Source organism: Castellaniella hirudinis, assembly GCF_047468865.1.
Classification (GTDB): Bacteria; Pseudomonadota; Gammaproteobacteria; order Burkholderiales; family Burkholderiaceae_B; genus Castellaniella; species Castellaniella hirudinis_A.
In genome coordinates this window covers 1-16104 of the sequence record NZ_JBLGTV010000016.1, presented here as the reverse complement: position 1 = coordinate 16104, position 16104 = coordinate 1, and the positions used below count along the sequence as shown (strand labels likewise).

The window sequence follows — 16104 nt, the reverse complement described above, 5'->3', positions numbered from 1 at the left end:
CGGGAAAATCCTTCAGTACAATCCTGCCATGACCACTTCCCCCGAATCTTCCTTGTTCGTGCATCTGCGCAGCCACACCGAATTCTCGGTGGTGGACGGCATTGCGCGCATCCCGGATCTCATCAAGCAAGCCAAGGCGTTTGGCCAGCCCGCCATGGCCATCACCGATCTCTGCAACCTGTTCGGCTGGATCAAGTTCTACAAGACGGCCCGCAAGGCGGGCATCAAGCCGCTGGTGGGCGCGGATGTCTGGCTGCAGAACGATGGCGACGCCGACAAGCCGTTTCGGATTCTGCTGCTGGCCACGGATCACGAGGCCTATCTGGCGCTGTGTCAGTTGCTCAGTCGCGCCTGGATTGAAAACAGCGCGCGCGGCCGGGCGGAAATCCGCCGGGATTGGCTGTCCGGCCACGCGGGACTGATCATTCTGTCGGGCGGCCGGGCGGGGGATGTCGGCCAGGCGCTTGAATCCGGCCGCCTCGACGAGGCCCGCCGCCTGGCGCGCCAATGGGGGGCGGGTTTTCCCGGCAATTACTTCATCGAATTGCAGCGCGCCGGCTTCGAGGGCGACGAGGCCTACGTGCAGGCGGCCCTGCCCCTGGCGGCGGATTGCGGCCTGCCGGTGGTGGCCACGCACCCCGTCCAGTTCATCGCGGCGGACGACTTCCGGGCGCATGAGGCCCGGGTGTGCATCGCCGAGGGCGAACTGCTGGGCAACCCGCGCCGCGTCAAGCGCTTTACGCCCGACCAATACCTGACCGACAGCGTCGAGATGGCCCGCCGTTTCGCGGATGTGCCGTCGGCCCTGGCCAATACCGTGCGGATCGCCCAGCGCTGCAATGTCAGCCTCAACCTGGGGCACCCAGAACTCCCGCTGTTTCCCACGCCCGATGGCGTTACGCTGGACGATTACATGGTGCAGCTGGCCAACGAAGGCCTGCGGCGGCGCATGCTGCAGCTGTATCCCGACGCTGGCGAACGCGCCCGCCGGATGCCGGATTACCAGGCCCGGCTGGATCTGGAATGCCAGACCATCGTCGGCATGGGCTTCCCGGGCTACTTCCTGATCGTGCAGGACTTCATCAACTGGGGCAAGGGGCACGGCGTGCCCGTGGGGCCGGGCCGGGGGTCGGGGGCGGGCTCCCTGGTGGCCTACAGCCTGGGCATTACGGATCTGGATCCCCTGCGCTACGACTTGCTGTTTGAACGCTTCCTGAACCCGGAACGGGTGTCCATGCCCGACTTCGACGTGGATTTCTGCCAGGACAACCGCGAACGCGTGATCGACTACGTCAAGCAGAAATACGGCCGCGACGCCGTCAGCCAGATCGCCACCTTCGGCACTTTGGGGGCCAAGGCCGTGGTGCGCGACGTGGGGCGGGTGCTGGAAATGCCCTACAGCGTGTGCGACAACCTGTCCAAGATGATTCCGTTCAATCCGGCGGATCCCTGGTCGCTGGAACGCACCCTGGAAAACGAGCCCGCCTTCAAAGAGCGCTACGACACGGACGAGGAAATCCGCGCCCTGATCGACCTGGCCCGCCCCCTGGAGGGCCTGACGCGCAATATCGGCATGCATGCGGGCGGCGTCATCATCGCCCGGGGCCAGCTGACGGACTACACCCCGCTGTATTGCCAGCCGGGCAATGAGACCAGCGTGGTGTCGCAGTACGACAAGAACGACGTCGAGGACGTGGGCCTGGTGAAGTTCGACTTCCTGGGGCTGCGCAACCTCACCATCCTGGACTGGGCGGTGCGCTATGTGCGCGAATTCAACCCGGACAAGCGCGACTTCGACATCATGAGCCTGCCGCTGGACGATGCCGAAACCTATGTCTTGCTGTCCGCGGCCAACACCACGGCGGTGTTCCAACTGGAATCCCGGGGCATGAAAGAGCTGCTGAAAAGCATGCAGCCCAATACGTTCGAAGACGTCATCGCCTTGCTGGCCCTGTTCCGGCCCGGGCCGCTGGAATCCGGCATGGTGGTCGATTTCGTCAATCGCAAGCATGGCCGCGCCGAAGTCGATTATTTCCACCCGGACCTGGAACCCGTGCTGAAAAGCACCTACGGCGTCATCGTCTACCAAGAACAGGTGATGCTGATTTCGCAGATCATCGGCGGCTATTCGCTGGGCGGGGCCGATTTGCTGCGCCGCGCCATGGGCAAGAAAAAGCCCGAGGAAATGGCCAAGCACCGGGTCATTTTCCAGGAAGGGGCCGTCAAGAAGGGCTACGATGCCGATCTTGCCGCCCATCTGTTCGACTTGATGGAAAAGTTCGCCGGCTATGGTTTCAACAAGAGTCACTCGGCGGCCTATGCGCTGATTTCCTACCAGACCGCCTGGCTGAAGCGCTACCATCCCGCCGAATTCCTGGCCGCCACCATGCTGTCGGACATGGACGACACGGACAAGATCCAGGTGTTCTGGCGCGATGCCGTGGATAACGGCGTGGCGGTGCTGCCGCCCGACGTCAATGCCTCGGGCTATCGCTTCGCGCCGGTGGCCGACGCGCACACCGCCCAGGGCCGGCCGCCGCGCACCATCCGCTATGGCCTGGGCGGGGTCAAGGGCACCGGCCAGGGGGCGGTCGAAGCCATTCTGGCCGCCCGCGAGGCGGGCGGCCCCTTTGCCAGCCTGTTCGACTTCTGCGCCCGGGTGGATCGCCACACCGTCAACCGCCGCACCATCGAGGCCCTGATCCGGGCCGGGGCCTTTGATACCCTGGAAAGCAACCGGGCGGCCCTGCTGGAAACCCTGGGCAGCGCCATCGAGGCGGCCGAGCAGGCCGAGCGCAATGTCAACCAGGGATCCTTGTTCGACGATGATTCCGACCAACTGGTGGCGGGCGAACTGGCCCGCGTCACCCCCTGGGATCTGCAAACCTTTCTGACCGAAGAAAAAACCGCGCTGGGGTTTTATTTCAGCGGCCATTTGTTCGATGCCTGGCGCGATGAAATCCGCCGGGTGGCGCCCACGCCGCTGGCCCGGCTGGCGCCGTCGCGCGGTTCGCAGTGGCTTGCCGGCGTGCTGGCCGCCGTGCGGCCGCGCATGACCCGGCGCGGCAAAATGCTGTATGCCCTGCTGGACGACGGCACGGCTCAGATCGAAATCGCCATCTTCAACGAACTGTACGAGCAATACCGCCAGAGCCTGAAGGAAGACCGTCCGCTGGTCATCCAGGGGCGCGTCAGTCACGATGATTATTCCGGCGGCCTGCGGGTGTCGGCGGATGAGCTGTACGATTTGCAGCGGGTGCGCGAAACCCGCGCCCGCTGTCTGCGCCTGGCCGTGCCCGCCGATCTGGATCCCGCGCGGCTGGGCGAGCTGCTGGCCCCGTGGCGCTCGGCCGAGGCCGGCCTGCCGGTGGAGTTGCGGGTGCAGCGCCCGGGCTTTGCCTGCCAGCTGCGTCTGGGGGATGACTGGCGGGTGCGTATGGATGACGCCTTGATTGCCCAGGCGCGCCAGTGGCTGTCCTTCGATCAGGTCGAGGTTTTTTACGGATGAAACCCCTGCGCATCTTGCACGCCGAGGCCGCCACGGGGTTTGGCGGCCAGGAAAACCGCATCTTCAAGGAAATGTGCGCCATGCGCGCGGCGGGCCATCATCTGGAAGCCCTGTGCCAGCCGCACGCCCGCCTGACGCAGCGCCTGCGCGACGCGGGCTTCCAGGTGCATACGCTGCTGATGGATGGCCCGTGCAACTATTTTCGCGGTGTCGTCCGCGTGCGCCGGATTCTGAAAGACGGCCGGTTCGATGTCTTGAACACGCACAGCCGGCGCGACACGATGCTGGCCGGGGTGGCGGCCCGTCTGGCCGGCACCCCGCTGATCGTGCGTACCCGCCACTTGGCGGTGCGCCCGGGATCCCTGCTGTCGTATACCGTGGTGCCGCACTGCGTCACCACCGTCAGCCATCACGTGCGCCAGCTGTTGCTGGATCGCGGGGCCGCGCCGGATCGGGTGGCCACTGTGTATTCGCCGATTCCCCTGCCGCCCTGCGTGGCGCACTCCACCTTGCGCCAAGAACTGGGCCTGCCGGACGACGCGGTCGTGGTGGGCTGCGTGGCGGTGATGCGGGCCAAGAAAGGGCACCGGGCCCTGATCGACGCCATGGCCGGCCTCTTGCAGCGGCCGGACGTCTACCTGGTGCTGGTGGGGGACGGCTCGCCCACCCTGGAAGCCTTGCAGGCCCATGTGCGGTCGCGCGGCTTGCAGGACAAGGTGCTGTTCACCGGGCGGCGCGCGGATATTCCCAATGTGCTGGCGGGCTTCGATGTGTTTGCCCTGGCCACCGAGCAGGAAGCCTCGGGCACGGTGTTTGTCGAGGCCGCCGCCGCGGGCCTGCCCGTGATCGGCACGGATGTCGGCGGGGTGTCGGAAATGCTGCAAGACGGGGTGACGGGCCTGCTGGTGCCTTTGCACGATGCCGCCGCCCTGGCCACCGCGCTGCAGACCCTGGTCGACCATCCCGAGCAGCGGCGCGCCATGGGACAGGCGGGCCTGCGGGCGGTTCGGGGATCCGACCAATTCACCACGGAAGGCCTTGTCCGGCAAACAGAAGCATGCTATTTAAGGTGGCTACAGGAGCGTCAGTCATGAGTTCAACGCGCACGGTGCCGGTCTTGATGTACCACCATGTCACCCCGGCGGGCGGGGCCATCAATGTCACGCCCGATCATTTTCGCGGCCAATTGGCCTGGCTGCGGCGGCGGGGCTATCGCAGCCTGACGTGCGCGCAATTTGCCGCCCATCTGGCGGGCGCGCCGGCGCCGGCGCGGTCGGTGCTGATGACGTTTGACGATGGCTATCTGGACAATTACGTGCACGCCTGGCCCTTGCTGCGCGAATACGGCTTCCACGCGGTGATCTTTCTGGTCACCGGCTGGGTGGGCGATGGTCCCGCGCGGGCGGCGGCGGGGCAGGGCGGCGACTTGCCCGAGACCCCCGATCACGCCGCCTGCAGCGCCCGGGTGGCCGCGGGCCAGGCGTCCGACATCGCCTTGCGCTGGTCTGAAATCCAGCGGATGCAGGCCGACGGGGTGTGCGAATTCCACAGCCACACGCATACCCATACCCGTTGGGACAAACAAGACCCGGGCAATAAAAACAGCCGCATGCAAATCGAGTTGGCCCAATCGCGGCAGTGCTTGCAAGAACACTTGGGCGGCGTGTCCGACCACCTGTGCTGGCCGCAGGGCTATTTCGATGCCGACTATGTGAAAATCGCCCAGGACGCCGGGTTCAGGCACTTGTACACCACCCGGGCTTTTGGCCAAAACCGTCCCGGCAGCGATCCGGCGTCGATTTTTCGCTTCGCCGTGCGCAATACCACCGGAGACTCGGTGGGGCGGCGTATCCAGGTGGCGGCCAACCCGGTGGCCGGGCCGGTTTTCAATGCCTGGAAGCGCTGGAAGCGCGGCCAGCGCTATTCCGGCTAGGCCCGCGTCGTCATGCGCCTGTCCGTCATCATCATTACCAAGAACGAAGCCGCGCACATCGGGGCCTGCCTGGACTCCCTGGCGTTTGCCGATGAAATCATCGTTCTCGATTCCGGCAGCACGGACGCCACCGGCGAGATCGTGCGCCAGCGCGGGGCCGGCTGGCACCAGCGCGCCGATTGGCCGGGCTTCGGGCCGCAAAAAAACCGCGCCCTGGCCCTGGCCACGGGCGATTGGGTGCTTTCCGTGGATGCCGATGAGCGGGTCACCCCCGAGCTGGCGGCGCAGATCCGTCAGGCCATCCAGAATCCGGCCGCCGCCGATGCCTACCGGATGGCCCGCCTGTCCAATTTTTGCGGGCGCTGGATACGCCACAGCGGTTGGTGGCCGGACTATGTGGTGCGCCTGTTCCGCCGTCAGGCGGGGCGCTTTACCGAGGCCGCCGTGCACGAGAGCGTTCAGGTGCGGGGGCGCACCGGCACCCTGGCGGGGCATTTCCTGCATTATCCCTATGCCAGCTTCGAGGTGTTCATCGACAAGATCAACCGTTATTCCTCCGAGGCGGCGCGGGCCGCCTACGATCGGGGCCGCCGCACGTCGGTGCTGGGCCCGTTCGGGCATGGGTTCTGGACTTTTTTTCGCCATTATGCGCTGCGCCGGGGCGTGCTGGATGGCTGGCAGGGGCTGATCCTGGCCGGGATGGCCGGCACCGGCAGCTTCTACCGTTACGCTAAACTGTATGGCTTGCAGCGTCAGGCCGCGGCCGATACCACAGGCAAGCCCGCACCATGAAAATTCTCTACACCAATTTCCATCCCCGCAACGGGGGCGGGCATGCCAACTACATCGCCAATCTGGCCCGCAGTTTCCAGGGCGAGCACCAGGTGGCGGTGGCCACCCCGGGCACCAGCCGCCTGTATGGCATGGCCAGCGATATCGCCGGGGTGCAGTGCCTGGATATGCCCTTCAGCACCCGGCCCGCCGCCATGAGCGCCGAGGTGCTCACCTTGCGCCTGCTGCTGCGCGAAGGCCGGTTCGATCTCATCCATGTCAACGGCTCGGCGGATCATCGCCAGGCCATGCTCGCTCGGGTGGGCCTGCGCGACCGCCCCCGCATCATCTGGACCAAGCACAACACGACGCCGATTCGCAGCATGGGCAATCGCCTGCGCGCCCAGATGGGGACGGATGGCGTCATCGGGGTCAGCGATTTCGTCAGCAGCCTGCTGCTGGATTCCAGCTATGCCCGCTGCCCGATCCGCACCATCCACCATGGCGTGGATACCGATCGCTTCCGGCCCGTGACGGCGGCCCGGGCGCAAGTCCTGCGCCGGCAGTTCCTGGGCGACCTGCCGGCCGATACCCTGGTGCTGGCCAGCGTGGGCGGCACCGACCGCGACAAGGGCTGGATCTACCTGGCCCAGGCGATTGCGAAACTGCCGATCGCGCTGCGCGCCCGGGTTCGGCTGCTGGTGGCGGGCGACCCCATCCAAGGGCCGCTGCTGGAAGATTTCAAGCGCCTGGGGGTAGGCACCAGCGTGGTGTTTCCCGGCCTGGTGGATCGTCCCGAACTGGTGCTGGCGGCCGCGCACATCGGCTTCGTGCTGTCGCTGCACGAAGCCTTTTCGTTCGCCGCCGCGGAATCCCTGTCTACCGGCCTGCCCACCCTGGTGTCCGATGCGGGCGGGCTGCCCGAAGTCGTGCGCGACGGGGTGGACGGCTGGGTCGTGCCCGCCGGCAATCTGGATGCGGTGCACGCCTGGCTGCGCCAGCGTCTGGCCGAACCCCTTCCGCCGACCATGTCCCCGGCGGCGCGCAAGCATGCGGAAACCGCCTTTTCGCTGCGCGGCTTCGCGCGGCGCACCCTGGACTTCTATCAACAGGTCTGCCCGGCTTGTGCGCGCCGGCGCAGGGCTTAGTCCAATGGGGCATCGCCTATGATTCCCATCCTGATGTATCACCAGATCGGCCAGCCCGCGCCCAGAGGCACGCCTTATCGGGGGCTGACGGTGCATCCGCGGGACTTCCGGCGGCAAATGATCTGGTTGCGCCGCCTGGGGTATCGCGGCTTGTCCATGACGCAGCTGATGCCGTATCTGGCCGGGGACAAGCACGGCAAGGTCTTCGGCATCACCTTCGATGACGGCTACCAGAACGTCTTGGATCATGCCATGCCCATTCTGGAAGAATGCGGCTTTCACGCCACCAACTATTTCGTGGTGCGGCAACTGGGCGGCAGCAACGTCTGGGATCATGCCGAGGGCGTGCCCGCCGCCGCCTTGATGGACGCCCACGGGTTGCGGGCCTGGGCCGAGGCCGGGCACGAGGTCGGTTCGCACACCCTGAACCATCCCGTCCTGCCCAGGCTTTCCCCCCAACTGGCCATCAACGAAATCCGCGATTCGCGCGACGCCCTGGAACAGCTTTGCGGCGCCCCGGTGACGGCCTTTTGCTACCCCTATGGCAAATTCACCCCGGCGCTGGCCGAGCAAGTGCGCGCGGCCGGCTACCTGAACGCCACCACCACGGCGCGCGGCCTGGCCCGGCGGCCCGACGACCGCTTCGCCTTGCCGCGGGTCGCCGTCATGCGCTCCACCCTGCTGGTGCGCTTTTTGCAAAAATGCCTGACCCGTCTGGAAGACAGGAAACGGCGGGCCGCGGAGGCCCGGACGTGATTCCCGCCAACCACGCCGGGGGTCGGGCTGGCGGCCAGACTGACAACGAGTCTTCCTCTGCGGACACCGCGGACGCTCAGGCCGTCAACGGGTCTTCCTCTGTGGACACAGCGGGCGTTCAGGCTGCCAACGGGGCCTCTGCAGATTTGGCGGCCGATGCGCCCTTGTCCATCGCCTTCGTGGTGGATCGTTTCGGCAATCGTTTTGGCGGGGCCGAAGCCTACGGGGTGGCGCTGATGCGCGAACTCGCCGCGGCGGGCCACCGCATTACCGTCTTCGCCCGCGAATACGACCCCGCCTGCGACCTGAAACTGCCGTTCCATCCCCTTCGCATCGGCCGCCGCTGGCCCAGCTGGATACGCGTCTACCTGTTTGCGCGCCAGGCGGCCCGCGCCACCGCGACAGGCTTCGATATTGTACATTCGCACATGAATGGCTGGTGCGGCGACGTCGAAGTCATTCACGTCACGCCCGTGCGGTATCGCTGGCGCGTGCAGCCCATGGCCCGGCTCAAGCGCCTGCTGTCCTTCGCCAGCCCCCGGGTGCGAACCTACCTGGGCCTGGAATCCCGGCGGGTCGCGCCCCGGCCCGGCCATCGGGTCGTGGCCGTGTCCCACCTGATTGCTCACCAATTGGCCCGGGCCTACGGGTTTGCCCAGGAAAACATCCCGGTCATTGCCCCCGGGGTGGCGCTCGAAGCCCCTGTTTCGCCGGCTCGGCGGCGCCAGGCCCGCCAGGCGCTGGGCCTGCCCGCGGCCGGCACCTTGTGCCTGCTGGTGGCGCGCAACCCCATGCGCAAAGGGCTGCCCACGGTGCTGTCCGCCTTGTCGCGCCTGCCTGATGATGTGCTGTTGCTGGTGGTGGGAGCCAATGCGGCCTCGCGGGACTGCGTGGCCCTGGCGCCGGCCGCCGTGCGCGCCCGCGTGCATCTGGTGTCCGAGACCTCGCGGGTTGCGCCGTACTACCAGGCTGCCGACCTCTACGTCCATCCCACCCTGAACGACAGCTTCGGCATGGCGCCTCTGGAAGCCATGGCGTTCGGCCTGCCCGTGGTATTGAGCCCGGCGCCCTGGTGCGGTTTCGCCCAGTATGTCCGGGATCAGCAAGACGCCCTGGTTCTGAGCCATCCCGAGCGCGCCGACGAGCTGGCTCAGGCCATTGGCCGCCTGCGCTCGGATGCGGCGCTGCGGGATCGGTTGCGGGCGGGTATGCAGGCGGTGCTGGCGCGCCACGCCTGGCCCCAGGTCGCGCGGCAGTATCTGGCGCTCTATGACGCCGTTTTGGCCGAACGCGGGCTCAGGCCCAACCCCGCAGCCAATACACCAGTATCCCCAGATATTCCTTGACGATCGAGCGGCTGGCCTGCAGCGCCCGCAGGTCGGGCAGCCAGAAAGAGAAAGCCGGGTCTTCGGGGACGACGATCTGGGGGGGCGAGGCCGCCGGGATCGGACTGAAACCTTGCTTCTGGAAACTGGCCATGGCGCGCGGCATGTGCAGCGCGGAGGTCACCAGCAAGAACCGCTGTATCCCGTGCTGTCTGAGCACGAGAGCGCTGTAGACCGCGTTCTGGTGGGTGGTCAGGCTGCGGTTTTCCTGGATGATGGCGTTGCCGGGCACCCCGTCGCGTTCCAGGGCGGCCGCCATCATACTGGCTTCGCTCACCCCGCCGTCCAGGGCGGCGCCCGACACGATGACCAGGGGCGCCCGGCCTGCCTTGTAGAGCTTGGCGGCGGTTTCCGTGCGCGGGATCGTGCTGCGGCGGTCGTATTCCTCGAACCAGTTCTGTCGGCTGTTGGCCGTGTTGCCGCCCAGCACGACGATAGCCTGGGCTGTCGGCAGCGCGGCGGGGGGGGTGTAGGCATAGCGCTGTTCCAGCAGGCCGCCGGCCCATAGGGACGATGTGGGCAGCGACCAGAAGACCACCCAGGCCAGCGCGCCCAGCACCAGCAGCGTAGCGGATTTGCGCCAGCGGATGATGAAAAGAATGCTGGCCAGCAGGAGCAGTGTGATGGATAGATTCAGCGGGATGACCAGATTGGCCAGAAACTCGGACAAACTCATGCGGGCAAGGGGGTATCCAGGATTTCCATGGATTGGGTCAGGACTTCGGCGAGGCTGGGCCAGGCGCCCAGCCGGCCCAGGCGCAGCGCGTGGTTGGACCAGGGGCCGGTGCGGGTCGCATCGGTAACGCCGAACAGGGTGATCTGCCGCGCCCGAGCGGCGGCGGCCAAGTGGGACACCCCGGAATCATTGCAGATCACCAGGCGGGCCAGCCGGCACAGGACGGCAAAGGCCCCCAGCCCCAGGGGCGGGAGGCATTGCGCGCTGGGGGCCGCCAGCCGGGCGGCGGTTTGTTCCGCGGCGGGCGGCGCCATCACGACCGTGTGCCCTTGGGCCTGCAGGGACTTGCTGAGTCCGTCGAAGCCGGGCCAGGTCTTGATCTGGCCCTTGTGCAGGCCGACCGCCGTCGGGGCGATCAGGATGAAGTCGCGGGCTTGCAGGCCGGCCTGGGCCAGCGCTTGCCGGGCCAGGGATTCGTGTTGCGCGGCCGCCTGCCATTGGAGCTCTGCGTCGGGCTGCGGAGCGGCGATGGGCAGTTGCCAGCGCTGCAGGGCGAAGCGGGCCAGGTGGTGCCAGGATTGCACGGCGTGCAGGCTGGCCTTGGGTTTGCGACAGGGCCAGCGCAGGATCAGGCTGCGGCCATCGTCCCGGTAGCCGGAGCAGGGGATGCCCGCGAAGCGGAAAGCCAGCGCGCTGGACAAGGAATCCGGCAGCAGCAGCCCGCGGGGGCGTTGGTGCCCGGCCTGCTTCAGGGCCTGGCGCACGGCGACGCGGTCGGCGCGCCAGCCGCCGCGCAGGGGGATGAAGCCCGCCAGGGGGTAGGCGGCCAGCAGATCCTGCGCCCAGGGACGGGCGCAGGCCACCACCGGCGCGCCGCTGTCCAGCAGCAGGGCCAGGCTGGGCAGGCTCATGCAGACATCGCCGACCCAGTTGGGCAGGCGCACGTACAGGGCGAGAGGGGCGGCAGGGGTCAACGCGGTGCTCCGACAGCCCGTCACGCGTGCGCGACGGGCTAAAATGCGTGGTTCCTGACAGTATATAAGAGAGTGTGCCGGTTGAAACCCGATTTCGAACAGTCCACGGACAGCCGCCCGGTGCGGCGCGTGCTGTGGCAGCAAATCTATACCCGCCTGGGCAAAGACTGGAAAGTCGGCGTGCTGGCTTTGGTGCTGCTCAGTATCGCCTCGGCCACCCAGCCCCTGCTGGCCGTCATTATGAAGCCCCTGCTGGATGAAGGCTTCACCGGGGCCCGGCCCTCCTATGTCTGGTCGATCCCGCTGGCCGTGGTGGGCCTGATGCTGCTGCGCGGCGTCGCCACCTTCGGCGGCACCTACCTGATGAGCTGGGTCGCCAACAACATGCTCCTGGGCTTGCGCCACGACATGTTCGAGCGCCTGCTGGGCATGTCGGACGAGACCTTCCGCGCCCGCGACCACGGGCGGCTGCTGAACCGCTTCACCATCGACGCGGGCAATGTCAGCGGCCTGTCCACCGAGGTCATCCGCGTGATCGTGCGCGAATCCCTGACGGTGGTGGCCTTGCTGGGGGTGCTGCTGTACATGTCCTGGCAACTGACCCTGATCGTCCTGGTCATGCTGCCGCTGTCGGTGCTGACCGGCCGCTACTTCGTGCGCCGGCTGCGGCGCATCAACCGCGACACCATCAACATGAATGCCGAGCTCACCCGCGTGGTGTCCGAAGGCATTGCCGGTCAGCGGGTCGTCAAGCTTTTCGACGGCTATGACCGCGAACGCGGCCGTTTCGCCTATGTCAATGCGCGGCTGCGGCGCTTTGCCATGCGGGCGGCCAGCGCCGATTCCGCCATGTCGCCGATTTCCCAATTCTTCGTGGCCCTGTCGGTCGCCATCGTGGTGGCGGTGGCCTTGTACCAAGCCAATCACCAGGGGCTGACGGTCGGCAGTTTCGCCGCCTTCATGGCCGCCCTGGGCCAGATTTTCGATCCCCTGAAACGGCTGACCAACATCGCGGGCGCTTCCCAGCGCATGCTGATTTCCGCGGAAAGCGTGTTTGCCCTGATCGAGGAACCCATCGAATCCGACACCGGCACGCGGCAGTTGCCGGGCCGGGCGTCCGGGCAGGTCGAGTTTCGCCAGGTCTCGCATCGGTTCGCGGATGCTGCCCGCAATACGCTCGACCAGGTGTCGCTGTCCGTGGCCGCCGGCCAGACCGTCGCGCTGGTGGGGCGTTCGGGCAGCGGCAAGACCACGCTGGTCAATATGCTGCCGCGCTTCATCCAGCCCGGCAGCGGCCAGATCCTGATCGACGGCGTCGATATCGGCGAACTGCAGTTGCGGGCCTTGCGTTCGCAGCTGTCCCTGGTCAGCCAGGACGTCGTGATGTTCGAAGGCACCATCGCCGAGAACGTGGCCTACGGAGGGCTCGAAGACGTCCCCGAAGACCGCATCCGCGCCGCGCTTCAGGCCGCCAGTCTGCTGGATTTCGTCGATAGCCTGCCTGCGGGGCTGCATACCCAGGTGGGCAGCAATGCCAACGCCCTCTCCGGCGGCCAGCGCCAGCGTCTGGCCATTGCCCGGGCGCTGATCAAAGACGCCCCGATCCTGATCCTGGACGAAGCCACCTCGGCCCTGGACAATGAATCCGAGCGCCAGGTGCAGGCGTCCCTGGAACGGCTGATGGCCGGGCGCACCACCCTGGTGATCGCGCACCGCCTGAGCACCGTCCAAAAGGCCGATTGCATCGTCGTCCTGGATCAGGGCCGGATCGTCGAACAAGGCAGCCACACGCATTTGCTGGCCCAGGGCGGGCTTTATGCCAACCTGTACCGGCTGCAGTTCCAAGATGCCCCCAATCCATCGCCCGCCGCCTCATCGGCAACAGGAAACCCATGAAAACCTTTTACGTCCTAAGCGCCGTGCTGATGCTGTCGGCCTGCGCCAGCCAGCCTGCCGGGCTGACCGCCGACCAGCTGGAAACAGACCGCTACCTGGTCACCGAACGCCGCCGTCTGCCCATCGACCTGGCCGGGGTGCAGCAGAACCTGTTCCGCCACGAAGCCGCTTGCGGCGAGGTCTATACCTTCGAGATGCTGCCCGGGCAGTCCACGTTCGGCCGGGTGGTCTATCGGCCTGCGCCCGGCGCCGGTTGGGCGGACAGCGTGGTGCTGGGCCTGACGCTGCTGCACAACCGCACCATCAACGTCAAGGCCTACAGCTACTACTCCGGCCAGATGGATCGGGTGCACCGGATGGTGACGGCCATGATGAAGCCGGCGGCATGCCAGGCCGATACCAGCTGGGAAAACAAAATGGACGTCGGCCCCTGATGCCCCTGCCGGCGCGGGTCTACATCAGCACCAGGTCGTATTGTTCCTGGGCATAGCCGGCCTCGACGGTCATGGAAATCGGCTTGCCGATGAAATCCCCCAGCATCGCCAGGTGCTGGCTTTCTTCTTCCAGGAACAAATCCACCACGGCCTGCGACGCCACGACGCGGAATTCCTTGGGATCGAATTGCCGCGCCTCGCGCAGGATTTCCCGCAGGATTTCATAGCACAGCGTGCGCGGGGTGCGCACCGAACCGCGGGATTGGCAGGTGGGGCAGGGCTCGCACAGCTGGTGCGCCAGAGAATCCCGGGTGCGTTTGCGGGTCATTTCCACCAACCCCAGCTGGCTGAAGCCGCTGACCGTCACCCGGGTGCGGTCGTGCGCCAGCGCCTTGTGCAGTTCGGCCAGCACGGAAGCCTGATGATCCGGGTCGTCCATGTCGATGAAATCCAGCACGATGATCCCGCCCAGATTGCGCAAGCGCAATTGGCGGGCAATCGTCACCGCCGCCTCCAGATTGGTCTTGAAGATCGTGTCGTCGAAATTGCGGCCGCCCACATAGCCGCCGGTGTTCACGTCCACCGTGGTCAGGGCCTCGGTCTGGTCGATGATCAGGTAGCCGCCGGATTTCAGGTCGACCCGCCGCGACAGGGCGCGGGCGATCTCCTCGTCGACATTGGCCGTATCGAACAAGGGCCGGTTGCCGTGGTAATGATGGATGCGGTTGTTTACCGACGGCGTATAGCGCTGCGCCCAGTCCGTCAGTTCCTGGCAAACCGTGCGTGAGTCGACCGTGATCGATTCGGTCTCCGGGCCGGCCATGTCGCGCAGCACCCGCTGGGCCAGGGTCAGCTCGGTATAGACGACCGAGCTCGCCGGCACTTGGCGGATGCGGGTCTGGATGTTGGCCCACAGCGTGCGCAAATACGCAATGTCGGCCGCCAGTTCGGCGTCGCTGGCGCCTTCGGCCTGCGTGCGCACGATGTAGCCGCCTGCCTCGTCCTCGGGGCGCAGGGCCAGCAGGCGATCCCGCAGGGCGCTGCGCTCGGCTTCGTTGTCGATGCGCTGCGAGACCCCGATATGGGATTCATGCGGCAGGTACACCAGCATCCGCCCGGCAATGCTGATGTGCGTGGACAGGCGCGCGCCCTTGGTGCCGATGGGGTCTTTGATCACCTGCACCAGCAGGGATTGGCCTTCGAACAGCAGTTTTTCGATCGGGGTCTGGGGCGTGGCGTCCGCGTTGTTGCGGGTATGCCGGTTTTGCCGCAGGTCGGCCACATGGATGAATGCGGCGCGCTCCAGGCCGATGTCGACGAAAGCGCTTTGCATCCCCGGCAGCACGCGGGCCACGCGTCCCAGATACAGGTTGCCCACGTGGCCGCGCTGTATGCTGCGCTCGATGTGGAGTTCGTGAACCACCCCCTGGACGGTCAGGGCCACCCGGGTCTCGAAAGGGGTTACGTTGATCAGGATGTCTTCGCTTTGATTCATGCGGCAATCTGGCTGAGGGATGACAAAGGGCAATGCTGCGCAAGGCAGCAGTCTTTCCAGTGTATAGAAAAACCCGGCCCTGCCGGAGAATGGCGCCGCCGGCGCGGGCGGTTCTCCTGATTTGCGCGCATTGAAAAAACCATGCTATAGTTCGACCTCTTCGCCGCCAGGCACCCAGGGTTAACCCTGGTATCACCGAGTCATCGGTGCGGTGCCCGGCTCAGTTGGCGGGGGTTTGCAGGCTACGGCCCGACTCCCGCGACACGCCGGCGACGAAGTGTTGGCCTCGGCCAATGGCAGTGCAGCTTGACATTAAAACTTAATTCTGTTTTAATAGAGGGCTTGGATGGGAATATGCAGCAATGCTTTTCAGTCCGCAGTGGGCCGTGATACCCAGGGGATTTTTCCTGGTTTCACGGGGGTTTGGCAGATGTTGCCGGCAGCTTGCCGGTGGCGATCCGGCAAAACCAGAAGATCAAATTCTTCCCCAACGCTGATTTGACAAGCTAAAAAAACTGCTTCATAATCTCGTTTCTGTGCTTGACGCAGAATTGTTCTTTAAAAACTTAACAGCCGATAAGTGTGGGCGCTGGGTAACTGGCAGCAAGGCACGGCGATGATCGACTCTCACGGGTTGGTTATTGCTGGCAATGCAAACAAGTTATACCAAGTGCTCGCACAGATAGAAATGAAGAAGTAAGGTTAACACCAAACTGATCATTTCTTTTGAGTGATGCATAGCGAACGTAGCTTTCCGTTCCTGTTTTGGCAGGGACAAGAAACTACGATTACAGGAATTAAACTGAAGAGTTTGATCCTGGCTCAGATTGAACGCTAGCGGGATGCTTTACACATGCAAGTCGAACGGCAGCGCGAAGAAAGCTTGCTTTCTTTGGCGGCGAGTGGCGAACGGGTGAGTAATATATCGGAACGTGCCCAGTAGCGGGGGATAACTGGCCGAAAGGTCAGCTAATACCGCATACGTCCTACGGGAGAAAGAGGGGGATCGCAAGACCTCTCACTATTGGAGCGGCCGATATCAGATTAGCTGGTTGGTGGGGTAAAGGCCTACCAAGGCAACGATCTGTAGCTGGTTTGAGAGGACGACCAGCCACACTGGGACTGAGA

12 protein-coding genes and 1 rRNA gene are annotated in these 16104 nt (G+C 65.7%); 10 read left to right on the top strand and 3 right to left on the bottom strand.

Annotated features, from left to right (window positions below; translation table 11 throughout):
• Positions 1-28 precede the first annotated feature (28 nt).
• From dnaE to ACMHYJ_RS14855, 7 genes are all read left to right on the top strand, one after another.
• Positions 29-3508, top strand: coding sequence for a DNA polymerase III subunit alpha (dnaE, locus tag ACMHYJ_RS14885; RefSeq protein WP_414246975.1), 3480 nt, complete (start codon positions 29-31; stop codon positions 3506-3508).
• Positions 3505-4602 (top strand): glycosyltransferase family 4 protein, encoded by a 1098-nt coding sequence (locus ACMHYJ_RS14880; protein ID WP_414246974.1) that lies wholly within the window; start codon positions 3505-3507, stop codon positions 4600-4602. The genes dnaE and ACMHYJ_RS14880 overlap by 4 nt, the downstream gene beginning before the upstream one ends.
• Entirely contained in the window at positions 4599-5441 is an 843-nt protein-coding gene (locus ACMHYJ_RS14875) for a polysaccharide deacetylase family protein (RefSeq protein WP_414246973.1), read from the top strand. Before ACMHYJ_RS14880 ends, ACMHYJ_RS14875 begins: the two co-directional genes overlap by 4 nt.
• Before the next feature lie 12 nt (positions 5442-5453).
• On the top strand, positions 5454-6233 hold the full coding sequence (locus ACMHYJ_RS14870; RefSeq protein WP_414246972.1) for a glycosyltransferase family 2 protein: 780 nt from the start codon (positions 5454-5456) through the stop codon (positions 6231-6233).
• On the top strand, positions 6230-7360 hold the full coding sequence (locus ACMHYJ_RS14865) for a glycosyltransferase family 4 protein (RefSeq protein ID WP_414246971.1): 1131 nt from the start codon (positions 6230-6232) through the stop codon (positions 7358-7360). The genes ACMHYJ_RS14870 and ACMHYJ_RS14865 overlap by 4 nt, the downstream gene beginning before the upstream one ends.
• Positions 7361-7378: 18 nt before the next feature.
• Entirely contained in the window at positions 7379-8116 is a 738-nt protein-coding gene (locus ACMHYJ_RS14860) for a polysaccharide deacetylase family protein (protein ID WP_414246969.1), read from the top strand.
• Positions 8117-8280: 164 nt separating this feature from the next.
• Complete coding sequence (locus ACMHYJ_RS14855; protein WP_414247026.1) at positions 8281-9462, top strand: glycosyltransferase family 4 protein; 1182 nt, start codon at positions 8281-8283, stop codon at positions 9460-9462.
• On the opposite strand, the gene ACMHYJ_RS14850 is transcribed toward ACMHYJ_RS14855, so the two are convergent.
• Both ACMHYJ_RS14850 and ACMHYJ_RS14845 read right to left on the bottom strand, forming a co-directional pair.
• Positions 9413-10177 (bottom strand): YdcF family protein, encoded by a 765-nt coding sequence (locus ACMHYJ_RS14850; protein WP_414246968.1) that lies wholly within the window; start codon positions 10175-10177, stop codon positions 9413-9415. The genes ACMHYJ_RS14855 and ACMHYJ_RS14850 overlap by 50 nt on opposite strands.
• Positions 10174-11088 carry a glycosyltransferase family 9 protein gene (locus ACMHYJ_RS14845; protein WP_414247025.1) on the bottom strand — a complete coding sequence of 305 codons (915 nt, stop codon included), beginning with the start codon at positions 11086-11088 and terminating at the stop codon, positions 10174-10176. The genes ACMHYJ_RS14850 and ACMHYJ_RS14845 overlap by 4 nt, the downstream gene beginning before the upstream one ends.
• A 144-nt stretch (positions 11089-11232) precedes the next feature.
• On the opposite strand from ACMHYJ_RS14845, the gene msbA reads away from it, so the two are divergent.
• Both msbA and ACMHYJ_RS14835 read left to right on the top strand, forming a co-directional pair.
• Positions 11233-13047, top strand: coding sequence for a lipid A export permease/ATP-binding protein MsbA (gene msbA / locus ACMHYJ_RS14840; protein ID WP_414246967.1), 1815 nt, complete (start codon positions 11233-11235; stop codon positions 13045-13047).
• A complete protein-coding gene (locus tag ACMHYJ_RS14835; RefSeq protein WP_414246966.1) occupies positions 13044-13481 on the top strand; it encodes a hypothetical protein in 438 nt (145 codons plus the stop codon). The genes msbA and ACMHYJ_RS14835 overlap by 4 nt, the downstream gene beginning before the upstream one ends.
• A gap of 19 nt (positions 13482-13500) precedes the next feature.
• Here the strand turns inward: ACMHYJ_RS14835 and rng are convergent, their stop codons facing one another.
• Complete coding sequence (gene rng, locus ACMHYJ_RS14830; protein ID WP_414246965.1) at positions 13501-14976, bottom strand: ribonuclease G; 1476 nt, start codon at positions 14974-14976, stop codon at positions 13501-13503.
• Positions 14977-15775: 799 nt separating this feature from the next.
• On the opposite strand from rng, the gene ACMHYJ_RS14825 reads away from it, so the two are divergent.
• Positions 15776-16104, top strand: a 16S ribosomal RNA gene (locus ACMHYJ_RS14825); the annotation flags it as partial.

What these genes read in the sequence shown, in the direction of transcription:
- ACMHYJ_RS14860 (WP_414246969.1), top strand. Translation starts at nt 7,379, where the DNA reads ATGATTCCCATCCTGATGTATCACCAGATCGGCCAGCCCGCGCCCAGA.
- dnaE (WP_414246975.1), top strand. Translation starts at nt 29, where the DNA reads ATGACCACTTCCCCCGAATCTTCCTTGTTCGTGCATCTGCGCAGCCAC.
- ACMHYJ_RS14850 (WP_414246968.1), bottom strand. Translation starts at nt 10,177, where the DNA reads ATGAGTTTGTCCGAGTTTCTGGCCAATCTGGTCATCCCGCTGAATCTA.
- rng (WP_414246965.1), bottom strand. Translation starts at nt 14,976, where the DNA reads ATGAATCAAAGCGAAGACATCCTGATCAACGTAACCCCTTTCGAGACC.
- ACMHYJ_RS14875 (WP_414246973.1), top strand. Translation starts at nt 4,599, where the DNA reads ATGAGTTCAACGCGCACGGTGCCGGTCTTGATGTACCACCATGTCACC.
- ACMHYJ_RS14845 (WP_414247025.1), bottom strand. Translation starts at nt 11,088, where the DNA reads ATGAGCCTGCCCAGCCTGGCCCTGCTGCTGGACAGCGGCGCGCCGGTG.
- ACMHYJ_RS14835 (WP_414246966.1), top strand. Translation starts at nt 13,044, where the DNA reads ATGAAAACCTTTTACGTCCTAAGCGCCGTGCTGATGCTGTCGGCCTGC.
- ACMHYJ_RS14880 (WP_414246974.1), top strand. Translation starts at nt 3,505, where the DNA reads ATGAAACCCCTGCGCATCTTGCACGCCGAGGCCGCCACGGGGTTTGGC.
- ACMHYJ_RS14870 (WP_414246972.1), top strand. Translation starts at nt 5,454, where the DNA reads ATGCGCCTGTCCGTCATCATCATTACCAAGAACGAAGCCGCGCACATC.
- ACMHYJ_RS14865 (WP_414246971.1), top strand. Translation starts at nt 6,230, where the DNA reads ATGAAAATTCTCTACACCAATTTCCATCCCCGCAACGGGGGCGGGCAT.